At 57.8% G+C, this 16252-nt stretch carries 18 protein-coding genes; 3 read left to right on the forward strand and 15 right to left on the reverse strand.

Translation table 11 applies throughout. The annotated features are described in order from the left end of the window. Position 1: 1 nt before the first annotated feature. The 15 genes from NSJP_RS12910 to NSJP_RS12980 all read right to left on the reverse strand — a co-directional run bounded on the left by NSJP_RS12910 (position 2) and on the right by NSJP_RS12980 (position 13234). Positions 2-976, reverse strand: a complete 975-nt coding sequence (locus NSJP_RS12910; RefSeq protein ID WP_080887291.1) for a family 2A encapsulin nanocompartment shell protein — start codon at positions 974-976, stop codon at positions 2-4. Between the two features lie 119 nt (positions 977-1095). Beyond that, the gene (gene cysK, locus NSJP_RS12915; RefSeq protein WP_080887292.1) at positions 1096-2025 is read right to left on the reverse strand and encodes a cysteine synthase A; all 930 of its coding nucleotides are present in this window, start codon (positions 2023-2025) and stop codon (positions 1096-1098) included. Beyond that, on the reverse strand, positions 2022-2222 hold the full coding sequence (gene thiS, locus NSJP_RS12920) for a sulfur carrier protein ThiS (protein WP_080887293.1): 201 nt from the start codon (positions 2220-2222) through the stop codon (positions 2022-2024). Before thiS ends, cysK begins: the two co-directional genes overlap by 4 nt. 31 nt (positions 2223-2253) lie before the next feature. Further along, the gene (locus NSJP_RS12925; RefSeq protein ID WP_080887294.1) at positions 2254-2673 is read right to left on the reverse strand and encodes a hypothetical protein; all 420 of its coding nucleotides are present in this window, start codon (positions 2671-2673) and stop codon (positions 2254-2256) included. Further along, positions 2670-3737, reverse strand: a complete 1068-nt coding sequence (locus NSJP_RS12930; RefSeq protein WP_155970641.1) for a sigma-54 interaction domain-containing protein — start codon at positions 3735-3737, stop codon at positions 2670-2672. Before NSJP_RS12930 ends, NSJP_RS12925 begins: the two co-directional genes overlap by 4 nt. A gap of 38 nt (positions 3738-3775) precedes the next feature. Beyond that, entirely contained in the window at positions 3776-4855 is a 1080-nt protein-coding gene (locus NSJP_RS12935; RefSeq protein ID WP_080887296.1) for a sulfate/molybdate ABC transporter ATP-binding protein, read from the reverse strand. Further along, complete coding sequence (gene cysW, locus NSJP_RS12940) at positions 4852-5766, reverse strand: sulfate ABC transporter permease subunit CysW (RefSeq protein ID WP_155970181.1); 915 nt, start codon at positions 5764-5766, stop codon at positions 4852-4854. The genes NSJP_RS12935 and cysW overlap by 4 nt, the downstream gene beginning before the upstream one ends. Positions 5767-5777: 11 nt before the next feature. Next, positions 5778-6605, reverse strand: a complete 828-nt coding sequence (gene cysT, locus NSJP_RS12945) for a sulfate ABC transporter permease subunit CysT (RefSeq protein WP_080888592.1) — start codon at positions 6603-6605, stop codon at positions 5778-5780. A gap of 21 nt (positions 6606-6626) precedes the next feature. Beyond that, entirely contained in the window at positions 6627-7697 is a 1071-nt protein-coding gene (locus NSJP_RS12950) for a sulfate ABC transporter substrate-binding protein (RefSeq protein WP_080887298.1), read from the reverse strand. After that, on the reverse strand, positions 7694-8695 hold the full coding sequence (locus NSJP_RS12955; RefSeq protein ID WP_407938656.1) for a sulfate ABC transporter substrate-binding protein: 1002 nt from the start codon (positions 8693-8695) through the stop codon (positions 7694-7696). The genes NSJP_RS12950 and NSJP_RS12955 overlap by 4 nt, the downstream gene beginning before the upstream one ends. A gap of 49 nt (positions 8696-8744) precedes the next feature. Beyond that, positions 8745-9545, reverse strand: a complete 801-nt coding sequence (locus NSJP_RS12960; RefSeq protein ID WP_197685418.1) for an aspartate/glutamate racemase family protein — start codon at positions 9543-9545, stop codon at positions 8745-8747. Positions 9546-9628: 83 nt separating this feature from the next. Next, on the reverse strand, positions 9629-10360 hold the full coding sequence (locus NSJP_RS12965) for a hypothetical protein (protein WP_080887300.1): 732 nt from the start codon (positions 10358-10360) through the stop codon (positions 9629-9631). After that, the gene (modA, locus tag NSJP_RS12970) at positions 10357-11184 is read right to left on the reverse strand and encodes a molybdate ABC transporter substrate-binding protein (protein WP_080887301.1); all 828 of its coding nucleotides are present in this window, start codon (positions 11182-11184) and stop codon (positions 10357-10359) included. Before modA (NSJP_RS12970) ends, NSJP_RS12965 begins: the two co-directional genes overlap by 4 nt. Positions 11185-11226: 42 nt before the next feature. Continuing rightward, positions 11227-12885: a hypothetical protein gene (locus NSJP_RS12975; protein WP_080887302.1), complete on the reverse strand. Its 1659-nt coding sequence runs from the start codon at positions 12883-12885 to the stop codon at positions 11227-11229. A 163-nt stretch (positions 12886-13048) separates the two neighbouring features. After that, positions 13049-13234 carry a YezD family protein gene (locus tag NSJP_RS12980; RefSeq protein WP_080887303.1) on the reverse strand — a complete coding sequence of 62 codons (186 nt, stop codon included), beginning with the start codon at positions 13232-13234 and terminating at the stop codon, positions 13049-13051. Positions 13235-13481: 247 nt separating this feature from the next. On the opposite strand from NSJP_RS12980, the gene NSJP_RS12985 reads away from it, so the two are divergent. From NSJP_RS12985 to NSJP_RS12995, 3 genes are read left to right on the forward strand one after another with little or no spacing between them, the layout of a single operon-like run. Next, positions 13482-14657 carry a substrate-binding domain-containing protein gene (locus tag NSJP_RS12985; RefSeq protein WP_080887304.1) on the forward strand — a complete coding sequence of 392 codons (1176 nt, stop codon included), beginning with the start codon at positions 13482-13484 and terminating at the stop codon, positions 14655-14657. A 26-nt stretch (positions 14658-14683) separates the two neighbouring features. Then, positions 14684-15511, forward strand: a complete 828-nt coding sequence (gene modA / locus NSJP_RS12990; protein WP_080887305.1) for a molybdate ABC transporter substrate-binding protein — start codon at positions 14684-14686, stop codon at positions 15509-15511. A 48-nt stretch (positions 15512-15559) separates the two neighbouring features. Beyond that, positions 15560-16222, forward strand: a complete 663-nt coding sequence (locus tag NSJP_RS12995; RefSeq protein WP_155970183.1) for a hypothetical protein — start codon at positions 15560-15562, stop codon at positions 16220-16222. Positions 16223-16252 lie beyond the last annotated feature (30 nt).

Consider the following 16252-nt stretch of genomic DNA (forward strand, 5'->3'; position numbering starts at 1 on the left):
CTCAGCCTTTCGGATAGACATAGTCGTGATAGAACTTGACTGACACGTTATCGAGGCGTGCGATGGCGTCTTCTGTCGATACCGCGACTGAGAAATAGCGTGTAACGAGATGCGAGGCAATGCCGTGCTCGTTCGTTCCCATGTATCGGACCGAGAGTCCCGGTTCCAGCTCGCCCGCTACTCCCGCCTTTTGCAGACCGACGACACCTTGGTGTGTTTCGCCGACGCGCAGTAAGAGAATGGTCGTCTTTCCCGCCCTGTCGATGTCCAGTTTGTTGGTCGGGATGAGAGGAATACCGCGCCAGGTGATGAATGGTGAGCCGAACAGATGCACCGTTGGGGGAGGAACCCCTCGTCTGGTCGCTTCACGACCGAAGGCCGCGATCGCTTTAGGATGGGCCAGGAAGAAGGCCGGCTTTTTCCAGACCAAGGTCAACAGTTCATCGAGATCGTCGGGCGTCGGAGTGCCCTTCCGGGTCTCGATACGCTGTCCCGCGGACACTTCTTTCAAGAGGCCGAATTGCCCGTGGTTCAGAAGCTCCCATTCCTCGCGTTCCTTGACCGCTTCGATCGTCAAGCGCACTTGTTCGCGCAATTGATCGACGCGATTGCTGTACAGATCGGTCACGCGGGTATGCGTGTGCACGATCGTTTGGATGGTGCTCAGGTGGTATTCCCTGGGATGCAGCTCATAATCGACAAACGTGGCCGGCAACCGCGGTTCGCCGCTGTCGACGGTCAATAAATCCACTTTCACTTCGCCGAATTCGTTGGCCGGTCTGCCTTTGGGGGCCTTGGCCACACGGTTCAAGCGGTATACGCCTCCGTCGACGTCGACCCAGGGCAATAATTTATGGAGCCACCGGGGGGTGATCTCGGTCATTTGTGGAACGGTGACGGTGGCGGTGGCGAGATTGCGCGCCGCTTGGGCGCTCAAGCTGGTTCTGGAATCGTGTGCGGTGCGGCTATCACTCATGACCATATCCTTTCTAAGGTTATGGGCTCGCGTCCAAAATGAAAGAGCGTTCTATGCAGAGCCCTACGAATTATCGTCCATCCAGCCCGAAGCGTTGGAACATGACGATCTGGTCACACCTACTGGAGAAAATACTTCTCCGCGCTGATGTAGCGCTCGCCTGTATCGCAGAGCATCGTGACCACTCGCTTGCCCGGTCCCAGTTCCCGAGCGATCTGTTGTGCGGCAAAGACGTTGGCGCCCGAGGAAATACCGGCCAACAGGCCCTCGCGTTTTGCCAGCAGCTTGCTCGTCTGATACGCCTGGTCGTCCGTGACGGTGATGATGCGATTCAGGATCGTCTGATTCAGGACGGTGGGCACGAACCCTGCCCCAATGCCCTGAATCTTGTGCGGGCCGCAGATCTTGCCGGACAGTACTGCCGAGGACGCCGGCTCGACGGCCACGATCTTGATGGCCGGATTGCGCTCCTTGAAGACTTCGCCGCAGCCGGTAATGGTCCCTCCCGTGCCGACTCCGGCGACGAAGGCATCGAAAGTGCCGTTCAGGGCCTCCCAAATTTCGGGTGCCGTCGTCGTCCGGTGGATCGCCGGATTCGCCGGGTTCGAAAATTGGTCCGGCATGAACGAAGAAGCCTGTCTGGCGACGAGCCGTTCAGCTTCTCTGATGGATCCGCGCATGCCTTCCCACCCCGCGGTCTGTACCAGTTCCGCGCCGTACGACGTGAGCAGGCTGGCTCGCTCCAGGCTCATGGTTTCCGGCATGACCAGGATCAGCTTGTAGCCGCGAACCGCCGCAATCAGCGCGAGGCCGATGCCCGTGTTGCCGCTGGTCGGCTCGACGATGGTATCGCCGGGCTTCAGCCTGCCGCTTCGCTCCGCCTCGTTGATCATGTTGAGGCAAATCCGGTCCTTGACACTGCCGCCCGGATTGACGAATTCCACCTTGGCATAGATGTCCGCGCCGCCTTCAGGAGAAAGCCGGTTCAACCGAACCAGCGGGGTCTTGCCGATCAACTCCGTACTGTCCCGATGAAGGATCGCGCTCATAGGCCGCCCCCCATGTAGAACAAGAATTCGACGCGATCTCCTTCCTTCAAGGGCGTCGTGGCCAGCGAGTTTCGCTCAACCATCCGGTCGTTCAATTCCACGGCAACCATCTGTGGCTCGATCTTCTTGACGTTCAGCAGATCCAATAACGCGAAGGCCTGTACGACTTCGGATTTTCCATTCACCGTGATGATCATTACGTCTCTTCCTCCGTCGTGCTGTTGTTCGCTAGATGAACAGCGTCGTTTCTGCCCCCGCCGTCAATGTCAGGATAGCCGGCAGTCCCATCACGTCATCGACGCGCGTCGTGACGGCTTCCGCGTCCACGCCCATATATTCCAATCCGGCGCTACAGGCGACCAGCTTGAAGCTCCCAAACAATCTGGCGTCTTGGAACATTTCCGAGATGGTGGGGATCTTCTTCCCCTTTAAAAGGCTGCGGACCTGGTCCCCGACGATTCCGTGTTCCGGAGAAAAATCCATCTCATCGATGCGCCCTTCGGCCAGCTTTCGAATCGTCCAGAACAGGAGGACGATCGTGACGTCCTTGCCCATGGCCGCGGCCGTCAAGCCTAAGGTTGCGACCTGATGGAGGTTGTCGTACATGGCGTTGTGGGCGAAAATGACAAATCGGGGTTTCTGGGTCATGGCCGGTCCTTTTGCGACGTGAGGAGTCCGTAACGGAAAAGACGGTCGCGCACGATGTTGCGGCTGATGCCTAAAAGACGGGCGGTCCTGAGTTGGTTCTTCTCGCAGTAGTCGTACGCCGTCCTGATGACCGTTTCGTCGATCAAGCGATAGAGTTGGTGCGTGTCACGTTCGAAGAGATCTTGGAGAGCCGCTTCCAGAGAGAGCGCCCCCGGCGCAGCTGTCGGCGACGTTGCGTGGGATCGCGGGGTCGGCAGTCGCAGATCGTCGGCTCCGACGGTCGTCCCGGAGCAGATGAGGAGAGCATGATGGATCGTGTTCTCCAGTTCTCTGATGTTGCCCGGCCATGGATAGGCGAGCACGGCACGCAATGCATCGGGGGCCAGATCAACGGTCGAGTATCCCAGCTTGGTTCCGTATTGCGATAGAAAGTGACGGACCAGCGGCAGGATATCGCCGGGCCGTTCCCGCAACGGGGGAAGCGAAACGGTCGCAACGTTCAGGCGGTAGTAGAGGTCCTCGCGGAACCGACCCGCAGCCACCGCTTCATCGAGTTTCACGTTCGTGGCGGCAATCAGCCGCACGTCGACCGGGACGGATTGTCGGGATCCGACACGCACGACCTCCCGCTCCTGGACGACCCGCAACAGCTTGGCCTGTAACGGGAGGGGAAGATCGCCGATTTCATCAAGGAACAACGACCCCCCCTGCGAGGCCTCGAACCATCCCGTCTTCGGCGCGATGGCGCCGGTAAAGGCGCCGCGCTCGTGACCGAAGAGTTCGCTTTCCATGAGGGATTCGCTGATGGCCGCGCAATTGACCGCGATGAAGGGGCCGCTGCGACGCTCGCTCAAATCATGAATGTGTCTGGCGATCAATTCCTTGCCGGTACCGGTTTCTCCGATGATGAGCACGGTCGCGTCGCTGGGAGCAATGAGTCGGACACGTTCCAGGAGCGCCTGTGAAGCGGCGTCTTCGAACACGAGGCAACTGGCCCGTATCGACAAGGCGAGCTTGTGAGGATCGCTTGCCGCGACAATATGGGTCGGTTCATGAACGCTCATGGTAGACATGGTTCGTCTCGATTTCCGTGCCCGTCGACTCAAGGAGACAGAGGGTCCGGCACCCTGAAGACCTGGAGTTGTCTCGGATGGATGAACACGACGTCGCCCTGCTGCAACTTCAACTCGCGATAGCGATCCTTTGTCAGTTCCACCTCGATATGCTGTCCCGAATCCGTGGTGCTCAATTCCAAGAGCACGCGTGCTCCGGCATTGATGACCAATCGAACGGTGGTTTCAAGCTGCGCGTTCGTCGTCCGTTCCAGGCTCAATTCCAGATCGTGCGGCCGCACGAAGGCGACCTCATGGTCTCCCCCGGCCTCCGTCCATGAAGAAAGGTGGTGTCCTTCCAATGAATCGTGCGCGACTCGCTCATGCGGAGCCCGGCCGTGGAACACGTTGACGTCCCCCAGAAATCTATAGACAAATGGCGTGGCCGGCTGTTCATACACCTCGTCGGGTGTTCCGATCTGTTCGATGTGCCCCTGATTCAGCACCACGATGCGATCGGCCGACTCAAGCGCCTCTTCCTGATCGTGCGTGACGAGGATGCTCGTGATATGCAATTCGTCGTGGAGCCGCCGAAGCCACCGGCGCAACTCCTTGCGGACCTTGGCGTCAAGCGCGCCGAACGGCTCGTCGAGAAGGAGCAGCTTCGGTTCCACCGCCAATGCCCGCGCGAGCGCGACGCGCTGACGCTGTCCTCCGGAGAGTTGACTGGGATACCGGTCGGCCATGGCGCGCAGCTGGACGAGGGACAGGAGTTCTTCCACCTTGTTGCGGATATAGTCGGGAGAAGGGCGTTTGGCTCGCGGCAGGACTTTCAACCCAAAGGCGACGTTTTCCGCCACGCTCAGGTGCCGGAACAAGGCATAGTGTTGAAACACAAATCCAACGCGCCGTTCGGTGATGCGCTGATCGGTGACCTCGTGGCCATGCAGGAGGATTCGTCCTTCATCCGGCCGTTCCAATCCGGCGAGGATGCGCAAGAGTGTCGTCTTTCCGCATCCGGATGGGCCGAGGAGGGCGACCAGTTCTCCGCTCTGAACGTGCAGACTGACGTCGCTCAGAACGGTGAACGTGCCGAAACGCTTGGTGACATGGTCGACTTGGATGCTCATGACAGACTCCCTGCTCTCTGTGGTTGCGGGCGATCGGGTGTCGATCGTGACAGTGGTGCAATGGATCGCCGTTCAATGAGTGTTTTTGCGACGAGCGTGACGAGGGCCAGCAATGTGAGGAGTGAGGCCACGGCGAAGGCCGCAACGGCGTTGTACTCGTTGTAGAGGATTTCCACATGCAGCGGCATCGTGTTGGTCAGTCCTCGAATGTGACCCGACACGACCGACACCGCTCCGAATTCACCCATCGCACGCGCATTGCAGAGAATCACTCCGTAAAGCAGGCTCCACTTGATGTTAGGAATCGTGACGCGCAGGAACGTCTGCCAGCCGGACGCGCCCAACGTCAGGGCGGCTTCCTCCTCCTCCCGGCCTTGCGACTGCATCAACGGGATGAGTTCCCGCGCAATGAACGGGACGGTGACGAAAATCGTGGCCAGCACGATTCCCGGTAGGGCGAAAATGATCTTGATATCGTGTTCGGCCAGCCACGGACCCAACCAGCCTTGGGCTCCGAACAGCAACACATAGATCAACCCTGAGATGACCGGAGACACAGCCAGGGGAACGTCGATGAGGGTGATGATCAACTGTTTCCCGACGAACTCGAATTTTGCGATCGCCCAGGCGGCCGCCATTCCGAACAGGGCATTCAGCGGAACCGCGATGGACGCGGCGATGAGCGTCAGTCGAATGGCGGCCAGGGCGTCCGGGTCTTGAAACGAGGCGAGGTAGGTCAACACTCCGCCCTTGAATGCTTCCGTAAATACCGCCGCGAGCGGAATGAAGAGAAAAAGCGTCAGATAGCCGAGGGCTGCGGCAATGAGCGCCAAGCGGACGAGCGTGCCCTCGGTGGTGAGCGAGGCGGTCCACTCTTCATTGCTGATTTTCGCGGCGGTTCTTGTGGTCATCGTGGGTCTCTTTATGCGCTGGTGTGACGAGCCGTACTCCACCATTGAAGGAGATTCACGGCCAATGAAAGTAGAAAGGCCGTGACCAGCATGACGACTCCCAGGGATGTCGCTCCGGCATAGTCGTACTGCTCCAGCTTGGTCATGATCAACAACGGCGTAATTTCCGATATCAGCGGCATGTTACCGGCGATAAAGATGACGGAACCGTATTCGCCGACGGCGCGAGCGAAGGCCATGGCCATCCCGGTGAGGAGGGCGGGCCACAACTCGGGCGCGATCACGGCGCGGAATGTTTGCCAGCGGCTCGCTCCCAGCGTCGTGGCGGCTTCCTCCACTTCTTTGTCGAGATCCTGCAACACGGGCTGGACGGTTCTCACCACGAACGGCAATCCGATGAAGGTGAGCGCGACGAGGACGCCGAGCGGAGTAAAGGCGATCTTGATGCCCAACGGATCGAGGAGATGGCCGATCCAGCCATTGGGCGCATAGATGGCGGTCAAGGCGATACCCGCGACCGCGGTCGGGAGCGCGAACGGAAGGTCGACCAGCGCGTCGACGACCGCCCGACCCGGAAAACGGTACCGGACCAGCACCCAGGCGACGACCGAACCGAAGAGCCCGTTGATGAGCGCGCCCAACAGGGATGCGCCGAATGTCAGTTGATACGACGCCATCGCGCGCGGCTCCGTCACGGTGCTCCAGAATTGTTCCCAGGTCAGTGTGCTGGTCTTGATAAAGAGCCCGCTCAAGGGAATCAAGACGATCAGGCTGAAGTAGAACGTCGCGAGGCCCAGGGTGAGACCGAACCCCGGAAGCACGCTGGGCTGTTTCAGTATTAACGGCAAGGGAGGGTCTCCTTATCGGCTCTGTTCGCGATGACCGTCGCTCGGTGCCGCCGTCGGTTGATACATCTGATCGAACACGCCGCCGGATGAAAAATGGGTGGCGATTGCGTTCTGCCATCCTCCGAAAACGTCGTCGGCGGAAAAGACATTCAGTGCCGGGAATTGGGAAGCATGCTTGCGCATTACAGCAGCCGAGCTGGGACGATAGTGGTGCCGCGCCGCCAACTCCTGGCCTTCCTCGGAGTATAAATAGTCGAGATAGGCTTCCGCGAGCACCCGGGTCCCGTGTTTGTCCGCGACCCGGTCGACCACGGCGACCGGAGATTCAGCGAGAATGCTCACAGTCGGGTAGACGATCTCAAACCGGCCTGTGCCCGCTTCCTTCTGAATCAGCGACACTTCATGCTCGAACGTCAGCAGCACGTCGCCGATATCACGCTGCAGGAACGTGGTCGTGGCGCCGCGGCCGCCGGAAGCAAAAACCGGGACGTGTTGGAGCAGGTCGTGCACGAATTGCCGCGCCTTGTCGTGGCTTCCCGTCTGTTTCACTAGTTGGCCCCATGCGGCCAGGTAACTATATCGTCCGTTGCCGGATGTCTTGGGGTTGGGCATGATGACCGCGACGCCCGGCCTGATGAGATCAGGCCAATCGTGAAGGCGCTTGGGATTTCCGCTTCTGACCAAAAAGACGATCGTGGACGTAAACGGAACGCTATGGTTTGGAAGACGTTCACGCCAGTTCTTGGCGATCGGTCCTCCCTGTTCGGCCAGAATGGCGATGTCGCTTTCCTGATTCATCGTCACGACGTCGGCTTCCAATCCGGCAAGCACCGCTCTCGCCTGTGCGGTCGAGCCTCCATGGGATTGCCTGAGCACTGCCGACCGGCCGGTTTTCTCCAGCCAGTGCCGGGCGAACGCGGCATTGTACGCTTTGTAGAATTCTCGCGATACGTCATAGGAGACATTCAAAAGTTCCTGGCTGTCGGCCATCGCATTGGTCGAGTGCCCTATCGAGCAGACCGCGAGAATGGTCCAGATGACAAGGACGCCAGCCGACCAGGAATGCCGGAAGCACTCGTTCATCGCCGTTCCTTGGTGATCTGAAGATAGATTTGGTCGAATGTGCCGCCGTCGGAGAAGTGTGTCTTGTTGGCGTGTTTCCAATCGCCAAAAAACTCCTGGAGCGTGAACAGTTCGACCTTGGGAAACTTGGTTTGCTTGGCCGCAACCGACTGGAGTCGGGGGCGGTAATAGTGTCGGGCGGCGATCTCCTGTCCTTCTTCGGAGTACAGATATTCAAGATATGCTTGCGCGATCTGTCTGGTTCCCCGCTTGTCCACGATCTTATCCACCACGCTGACCGTCGGTTCGGCCAAAATGCTCTGCGGAGGCACGACGATGTCGAACCGGTCTTTTCCCAGTTCACCGCCGCCCAACAAGATCTCGTTTTCCCAATTGATCAAGACGTCGCCGATACCCCGCTCCACAAAGGTCGTCGTCGCGCCCCGGGCTCCGGAATCGAGCACCGGGACATTTTTGTAGAGTTTTGCAATGAACTCCTTGGCTTTGGTCTCATCCCCGCCCGATTGCTTCAGGGCATAACCCCACGCAGCGAGGTAGTTCCACCGGGCGACGCCCGAAGTCTTGGGATTCGGCGTAATGATGGACACGCCTGGTTTCACCAGGTCACTCCAATCCTTGATGTTCTTTGGGTTGCCCTTGCGCACCAGAAAGGCAATCGTCGAGACATAGGGCGCGCTATTCTGCGGCAAGCGACCCTGCCAATTGGCGGGAAGCAACGAAGCCTTCTCGGCTATGGCGTCGATGTCATAGGCCAGGGCCAGTGTCACGACGTCGGCCTCGAGTCCGTCGATCACTGCTCGTGCTTGTTTGCTGGACCCTCCATGCGATTGCTTGATCGAGACCGGCTGGCCGGTCTTGGCGAGCCAATGTTTGGCGAACGCCGCATTGAATTCTTGGTATAGCTCCCTGGTGGGATCGTACGACACGTTGAGGAGGGTCACCGTTTGGTTGCCGGCATGCGCGATAGAAGAAAGCCCCACCGCTCCGCTCAGACTCAACAGGACAAGGAGAAACAATGATGTGAATGCCACAGTATGATCCTTTCGTTCAGGAATGATCGGATGAAACCAAGTGAAAACGGCCGGTCGCCATGCCGACCATGTTCCTGTGTTCCGATGTTTCGATGTGGTCATCGGGAGTCTGGCGGCATTCCACTTGTTCAAGCGCGGCGCGCGCCAGGAGACGCGTCGAGTCGAGCAAGGGGAGGGGCGAACCCTCGGAAGAAACGATCAATGGGAGTTCGGTGCAACCAAGAATGACTGCATCGCATCCGGATGTACGGAAACGGTTGATGACAGCGCGCAGAACATTACGGGTATGGGACGTGAACCGGCCCGCGATAAGTTCGTGTCTGATGATGCGCTGGATATTGTCCCGTTCGTCCGCCAGCGGAATAATGAGTTCGATTCCTTCTTTGTTGAGATGGCGGGAATACATCGAATCTTCCATGACGGCCCGCGTACCGAGCAGGCCGACTCGATGGAAGCCGCGGCGTGCCGCTTCCGCGGCGACGGTGGCGGCGATGTGCAGCCAGGGCACCGGTGATTGGACCAGGTCGTAAGCGCGGTGCAGCGTATTGTTGGGGCAGATAATAAAGTCTGCCCCGGCGTGCGCGAGTTTATTCGCCGATCGGGATAAGAGATCCGCCACACCGGGCCAATCATCCCCATCGATGAGGTCGAAGTACGAGCGAAGCGAGAACGTGTGTATGGTGATTTCCGGATGAGCATGCCTGCCCATGAACCTCTCCGCCTCGTGGCACAATGTCCGATAGCAGAGGGCCGCGCCTTCAGCCGTACCGGCGACGATGCCGATGTGTGGGATTGCTTCAAAGGGTAGGTAAGTCATGAGGCCTCCTGATATCTTCTCCATCAATTCCGGCAGTGACCGGGAGATCGACGACAGTTCGCCGCCGGTCTCCCGGTCACAGTCTACGGCTGCGACGGTTTGCCCGATTGGTGCGGCTCGAGCCCCGGGTAAACGGGCAGGGCTGCCAGCGCGTCGCGATATCGTATCTGAAGTTCTTCGCGTTGATCCGGCGAAAACAGTCTGCCTCCCGAACGGACCTTGATCAGGTAATCTTCTGGTTCGAAGGTCACGTTAAAGGCCGCGGACCGTTCCGGAACGTTCGGCATCTGCCGGTCGTACTTGCTGATGTCCGGGCCTGGACCGTGGAGATCATGAACTTCGCTGAGCGAGAGATAGAGGGTCCCGTTACGGATCGACAGCCATCCCGTCGTGCTCTCTTCCTCTCCGTGTTCGGTGGCATGGCTCAGGTGAAAGAATACCCGCTGTGCAGGCGAAGCCTGAGCCAGTCCTTTCGAAAGCGCCGGAGCCAGGATTTGAACCTCTTCATGACGAAAGGCGCGTGTGCGATCCGCTTCACCGGAAAACAGCCGATGGATGAAATTACGCTGCTCCCATGCACGCACGTTGCCGAGAATGGTTCCGATCTCGGTCGCAGAAAGTGTGGCAGGATGCGCGTTCGACGTCGAGTCCGGATCGGTCTCCAGGCGCACCGTATTAAGACCCGATTCATAAATCGTTTTCGTCGGCTCGGGCGATGTTCCTGCGCAACCAATGAAGGTCGTTCCCAGCAAGGCGATAAGCGGCAGGCTCAACCGGAGTGCAGTGTGATGAATGTGCCTTGAGACCTGGTTCATGATTTCACCTCCCGTCGCTTCGCTAATGTCGCCCCCGGCGTCGCCTGATCAAACCCGAACTGTTTCAACTGCTCCTGGACCGGAGCCGACAGCAGGAATTCGATGAAATCCCCCGCAGCCGAGATGTTCTTGGCCGTCCATACGGCTGCGACACCGTATTGCACCGGTGTATGAGAATCTTCCGGAGCCGTGTCCAGAATCTTGACTTGAGATTCAGCCACGGCATCGGTTCGATAGACGATGCCGATTTCGGCTTCGCCTTTCGCAACAAGGTCGAGGACGGCTCGCGAATGTTGGCCAAAAACATATTGGGACTTCAGTTGCGGTTCCAGTTTGGCGTGTTTGAGAAATTGAATCGCCACCTTGCCGACCGACGACGTTTTGGGATCCCCGATTGCGATGCGTCTGACCGGAACCGTACGAAGCTCTTGAAGGGAGCCGACTGGGGCAGGGAAGGTCTTGCCCGTGATGACCACCAGCGATGTGCCGGCATAGACACGCTTGGTCCCCTGAATCACCAGGCTTTTCTTCTCAAGGGAATCGATTTCTTCGAGCAGCGATGGAAGGAATACGTCGACCGGGGCTCCCTCTTCGATCTGCTTGCGCAGATTTTGAGAGGGGCCGTAAATCACGCGGACCACGACTTCCGGATGTTGAGCCTCAAACAGGGGCAGCACTTTTCGGAACACGTCTCGCAGGCTGTTGGCGGCCGCGATGGTGACCGTTTCCGGTTGTGCATACGTATCGGTCGCAATCCCAGGTCCAAATACCACGATGCCGAGGAATAGGGACAAGGTGGAAACGCGTTGGTAGAAGTTGTTCATGGAAGTCCTCTTTCCAATAGATGAGCCATATGCAGATATGTCTTAGAAGTAGAACTGGTACTGTACGTTGATGCGGTTCTCAATGAGATCGCTCCCGAATCCCGGCTGATACTCCCATGGATAGCGATCCGGAGCTCGTCCTCCGCTGCCCGATGTAATGTTCGAGTAATCGATAACCAGCCTGTTGTTATAGGTGCCGTCGAAGCTATAGTTGATGGCCACGCCCAATTCCTTCGTAAGATCGTCCTTTTGCTTCGTGGATGGATCGAAGACTCCGTATCGGACCGCTAATTCCAGCTTGCGTGGAATCAGATACTTTCCTGCCTGGACGTACCAGCCCCAGGCATCACCGAGCTCCACCGGTTGAGGTCCTATGACGAGCGCGTTCTGCGTCGGATTGTTGGGGTTCGGAACGGTCGTGAGGTCGAAAGGAAGCGTTCCCGCGAAGGCATCTCGAAGATGCTGCTGACGGTAATATCCTTCCGACTGCAACGACCAGCCTTGGTACTTTCCGATGAAATCAACTTCATAGGTCTGGAAATCGTAGATGCCGCCGCCGAGCAGCCGCCCGTTGTTGTTTTTTGCCACTCCTTGGCGATACGCGCGGTCGACAATGTCTGAGCGGATCGAGCTGAGATAGTTCTGGCCTGGATTATAGGCATAGCCGACTGCGATAGCCGCTTGTGGAACCCGTGAATTGAGAATGTCGCCTTGACCGTACCCTGGATTTCCGGAGATCTTAAACAAGGCCCGAGCGGTATACATCATCTCGCCGCCCAAAAAGCGGGTATTGTAGTTGTAAGTCCGCGTGATGCCGGAGGGCTGGGCGCCGGGTGTGCCGGTGGGTGCGAGGACCGTCTGGCTGACCGATGTCCCGTCGCGGGCGAGGTTGGCACCAGCTCCGTTCCAAATACCGACGGCATAGTTGAATCGGTATTGATCTTCATCGCTGAGGATCGAAATACCGACATCGCGATTGCTGATGAGATTGGCGGCGAACATGTTTTGCACAATCATATTGTCCGCGAATGTCGAGGTCGCAATGGAGGCGATCTGCGATCGATTGAACCAGACGCGCTGTTGGCCGACCTGTGCCGTCAGCCAAGGGATGTGCCATGACGCAATATAGGCATCCAGCAGTTTGGCCCGTCCGCTTCCCCCCTCTTGATCCGAGGTGAATTGATCGAGTCCCCAGGAGAAGTTGTAGCGAAGGTCCGGATCGAACGCGTAACCGAGGAATTGCAGGCGTGCGCGGGGAACACTGAACGCACTTCTATCGCTCTGATGCCGGACGGCCCGATATTCAACCTGCCCTCCGAGAATTTCCGGGTTCCGGGAATCGCCCACCGTGCCCCAGGCAGAATTGTACGTGCTATAGCTATATCGCACTTGGGTCAAGAGCCGGAGCTTCAGGAAAAACTTCTCTCCGACTCGAATGTTGAGACCGTTATTGACATCGATGCTATAATTGGGTTTCGAGAGGCGTTCCTTGTTTTCGATTACCCGTAGGCCCTTGTCGTACTCCTCTTGGGTGATCAACCCCTTTTGATACAGGTACTTGAGGCCTGGATCTTCGCCGGAGTAGTACTCCCACTTGCCGTCCTTCTTCACCAACTGACCTTCCTCCACCGCCGTTGCCGGTTGCGGACTCACCAGCCAGAGCAGGCTGATGATAAAAAGGACCAAACCAGAAAGTCTCATGTCGTTTCCTCCGTGACATGGGAACTTCCGGTGGTCCGGTCAGCCCGCCGTTAAAATTGATCAGCTGTTACGTTCAAAACGTCCGGTTGTCCGGACGTTGTTTACTCCTTGAGTTCAGTACAGATGGAAACGTCTGCGCCGGCGACCGTTGTGCGGATGCCTTTCATCGGGAAAGGTCGGCATCGAAGCGCGTTTTTTCTTTGCGCTCGATCTGGACCACTTTGGAGTCGTGAACGATAATCTCCACTGAGCCGAAGCGGATTCCCTTCAGCGCATGAATGATCGCTTGCTCGACCTGCCGATGTACATTGTGGTCCGATAGTTCAGTGCTGTTGCTGAGCGACCGCATATACCCTCCATCTAGATTCACTGACGTGCAATACGTAATCTAATTCCTATGAATCCGATCGGGATTAAGTTTTCATAGGTATAAATTAACTTGGTCTATTTTGTCAACAATTAATTTTATGATCTGATCTACGAGGCAATTCGGCTATGTGGAACTATTCATCTGCCGTGATGAAGTATCAAAAAACTGGTGATTTGTATCCAGTATACTTGACACTAATAAAGTATTATTGCTATATCGCCCCGGCATGGGGATCAAACACCGAGCTGAGTCTGTCGACCATTTTCGAAATGAGCTAAAAAACCTGCGGAACGCGCGTGGCCTGTCGCAGGGTGAGCTGGCCTCGAGAGCCGGCATCACGCGTCAAGCTGTTTCATCGATCGAATCCAACCTCTACTTACCCACCACCGCTGTCGCTCTTCGGCTTGCCGCGGCTCTTTCCTGTCGGGTTGAAGAGCTGTTTTCCTTGATCCGACCGGTCGAACGAATCCAAGGCACCCTGGTGGGAAGAGTTCCAGAACGAGATCCCTCACGTCCGCCGGTTCGCGTCAAGGTTGCCCAGGTAGGTTCTCGCATCGTCGTGCGTCCGGTCATGGGACTGGGCGACGTGCTCTCGTGTGCCGTGGGGGCAGATGGGTATCTGACGGAGCCGGCTTCCTACAGCGATGGGTCAACTGTAGAGGTGATGCTCTCCCGGGACCGCCAGGCCGTCGAGCAGGAAATTTCGGTCGCCGGCTGCGATCCCGCAATCTTTCTGGCGGGCGAACATATGAGGAGGCGGAAGGATCAGACCTCGGTCGTCGGCTGGACGATGGGCAGTATGGCGGCGCTTCGGTCGTTGCAACGAGGGGAAGTTCACGTCGCCGGTCTACATCTGTTTGATCCCGCGACCGGAGAATCCAATCTTCCTTTCGTCAGGCGAGCATTGAAGGGCTCCGCCTACGATGTCGTGACTTTCGCGACATGGGAGGAAGGTTTGCTGGTTCGCAAAGGAAATCCCAAGTCGATCCGCACGGCGGCGGACCTTGCCGAGCCGACCGTGACCCTTTTGAATCGGGAAGAGGGAGCGGGGGCTCGTCTGCTGCTCGATCGGCAATTGCGTGAGGCGGGGATAGATCCTGCACGCGTGCGTGGTTACGACCGGATCGCGTCCTCTCACTTCGAAGTCGCTCGGGCGATTGCCGGACAGCAGGCTGACGTCGGGATTGGTATTCGAGCGGCGGCGCAATATTTCGAACTGGATTTCGTGCCGCTCCAATCGGCGCGCTACGACCTGGTGGTCCCCAAAGCGTATCTCACGTCCCATCCGACTCTGGCCCATCTTTTCGAGACCATCGTGAGTCGTCAGTTCCGAAACGAGATCGAAGCGCTCGGCGGCTATGACACGACCCAAACCGGAACGATGCATGTCTTGCGAGGATAAATGACGTCAATGTGGGAGATCGTGAGATGAATTTGAAACACATCATAGTCCTTGCCGGCGTGCTCGCCTCGGGTTTTGCGACATCAGGGCATACATTTGAACAATTTGTGATAGCCGCATCGCCGAGTATGCGTCTTCCCGTGGAAGCCCTTGGGCGGCAGTTTGAAGCGGCGCATCCAGACGTACGCGTGCGGCTGCATCTGGATTCCGGTCTTGATCTTCGCCGGACCATTGCCGGGATGGAGAACAGCACGAAAGGAAAATACTTCATCGGTTCGGGGCCTATTCACCTCGTGGCGCCCGGAGGCGATGAATTGATCACCCGGTTGGAGCAAAAGTACTACGTGCTGCCAGGCACCCGGCGAGTTTACGCCGAAGAACGGCTTGTCATGGTTGTGCCGGAATCTTTGGTCGATGCTCCGGCGTCCTTTGAGGCTTTGAAAACCGCCGGCAGGCTGCGAATCGCCGTGGGAGATTCAGAAAAAACGACGCTTGGCCAAAAGACCCAGCAATTACTGACGGCACTGGGCGTCTGGGACGACGTCAAGGAACGGCTCGATGAAGCAGCCGATACGCGTGCCGTCATCGACCACGTGCTGAACGGCCAGGCCGATGTCGGAATTGTGTTCGGTCCGGACGCAGCCCGAGAGAATCAACGATTGCGAGTCGTCGCCGAAGCCGAACGCAACCTTGTTGCTCCGGTGCTCCATTCCATGGCGATGGAACGCTATTGCCCCAATCGGGCGCTGTGCGGTGAATTCCTCGAATTCATTCAGTCGCCCCAGGCGCAGGACACGCTCAAAGGTCTGGGTTACGTCTCGCCTGTCCGAGTACCGTCAAGTCACGCCCGTTAATAATCCAAAGTTAGAGAAGTCGCTATGTTGACTCAGGAGGAGGACGTCATGTCACCGGAGAATCGGGGAAAGCATCTCAAACGTTGGAGCGGTGTGGTCGCCTGGGCGCTGTTTGTCGCGATCGTTGCAACAGGGTGTGCGCGGCTTCCGTACACGACGAAGGTCGTGCAGGAGAACCGGCGCGTTTTCGTCTCTTTGCAGCGTGAGCCAAAACCCGAAGGTTACAGCCACCCGGTTCAATTCACTGTCGAAGAGTTGACTGCCATCCTGTCCGGGTTTTCCTTTCGTGAAAAGCAGAGATTGCCGTTGCGCTGGTTTGCGGAGGAGGTTCCGCCGAGAGAAATTTTCCGGAGGGATGAACTGGAAGCGATTGTGCCTCCCTTGGTCGATGCGCTGCAGAAGGCATCCCCCGAAGAGCGTGTGTATTTCCAGGTTTTGGCGCCAGGAATGAATCCGGCGTACGAGCGGGATACGACCGCAGGCTGGATCGCCATTCACGAGCCGTATTTTCACCTCACGCTCGAACATTACCACGCCATGTTTCCCACCAGAAAATCGGAACAGTGGGATCTTCGATATCCCGCTCTGCCGCCCGATCCCAAGACGTTCCTGCTGTACTTCGAGCCGGGACGGTTTTGGGAAACCGATCCCGTGACTCATCGCCCATCCGTGCAGTACCGCGAATTCTTGAAGGCAGTGCCGACCAAGTAACGCCGTCGAAGGTCGGCAACTCGAATTATT

It is taken from the genome of Nitrospira japonica (genome assembly GCF_900169565.1).
GTDB classification, from domain to species: domain Bacteria; phylum Nitrospirota; class Nitrospiria; order Nitrospirales; family Nitrospiraceae; genus Nitrospira_C; species Nitrospira_C japonica_A.